This window comes from Pseudomonas sp. 22490, assembly GCF_052044465.1.
In the GTDB taxonomy this organism is placed as follows: domain Bacteria; phylum Pseudomonadota; class Gammaproteobacteria; order Pseudomonadales; family Pseudomonadaceae; genus Pseudomonas; species Pseudomonas aeruginosa.
The window spans coordinates 1-996 of sequence record NZ_JBQENS010000087.1 but is presented as its reverse complement, the minus strand read 5'-3'; the positions used below and the strand labels follow the sequence as shown (position 1 = coordinate 996).

Annotated in this window: 2 protein-coding genes and 1 pseudogene; all 3 read right to left on the bottom strand. The window is 62.4% G+C overall.

What is annotated here, in order from left to right:
* A partial coding sequence (locus ACTJJX_RS34980; RefSeq protein WP_049284783.1) for a CcoQ/FixQ family Cbb3-type cytochrome c oxidase assembly chaperone occupies window positions 1-149 on the bottom strand: 149 nt, incomplete at its 3' end.
* A gap of 5 nt (window positions 150-154) precedes the next feature.
* The gene (gene ccoO / locus ACTJJX_RS34975) at window positions 155-766 is read right to left on the bottom strand and encodes a cytochrome-c oxidase, cbb3-type subunit II (protein WP_003087303.1); all 612 of its coding nucleotides are present in this window, start codon (window positions 764-766) and stop codon (window positions 155-157) included.
* Window positions 767-780: 14 nt separating this feature from the next.
* Window positions 781-996, bottom strand: a pseudogene (locus ACTJJX_RS34970) (cytochrome C oxidase Cbb3); the annotation flags it as partial.

Genomic DNA, 996 nt, shown 5'->3' with positions numbered 1-996 from the left:
TTTTTGGCTTCGGGATCGTCTGCGAAGGGCAGCATCGTCGCTTCGTCGAAGCTCTTCTTGCGCTTGCCGCTGTAGGCCCAGATCACCAGGCCGATGAAGGCGACCATGATCACCACGGTGCCCAGTCCACGCAGAGTCCCGATATCCATCACACTCACCGTTTGCTCTTGATAGAGGTTCCCAGGCCTTGAAGGAACGCCACCAGGGCGTCCATCTCGGTCTTGCCCTTCACGGCTTCACGTGCACCGGCGATGTCCTCGTCGGTGTAAGGCACGCCCAGCTTGCGCAGGACTTCCATCTTGGTGGCGGTGTCCTTGCCATCAAGCTTGTTCTCTACCAGCCACGGGTAGGCAGGCATCTTCGACTCGGGCACCACGTTGCGCGGGTTGTACAGGTGCGCGCGGTGCCAGTCGTCGGAGTAACGGCCGCCGACGCGGGCCAGGTCCGGGCCGGTACGCTTGGAACCCCACAGGAACGGGTGGTCCCAGACGCTTTCACCGGCGACCGAGTAATGGCCGTAGCGTTCGGTCTCGGCACGGAACGGACGGACCATCTGCGAGTGGCAGCCGACGCAGCCTTCGCGGATGTAGATGTCGCGACCTTCCAGTTCCAGGGCGGTACGCGGCTTCATGCCTTCGACCGGGGTATTGGTCACGTCCTGGAAGAACAGCGGAACGATCTGGGTCAGGCCGCCGATGCTGACGGCGATCACCATGAAGATGGCCAGCAGGCCGACGTTCTTCTCGAGTATTTCGTGGTTCTTCATTTACGTCGGGCTCCTCAGGCGATCTGCGCGGCGGCTTCGTATTCGGCCGGCTTGGCAGCACGCACGGTGCGCCAGGTGTTGTAGGCCATCAGCAGCATGCCGGTGAGGAAGAAACCACCGCCGATCATGCGCACGATGAAGCCCGGGTGGCTTGCGACCAGTGCTTCAACGAAGGAGTAGGTCAGGGTGCCGTCCTCGTTGACCGCGCGCCACATCAGGCCCTGGGTGAT

Coding starts and splice junctions, on each gene's coding strand:
- ccoO (WP_003087303.1), bottom strand. CDS start 766: ATGAAGAACCACGAAATACTCGAGAAGAACGTCGGCCTGCTGGCCATC.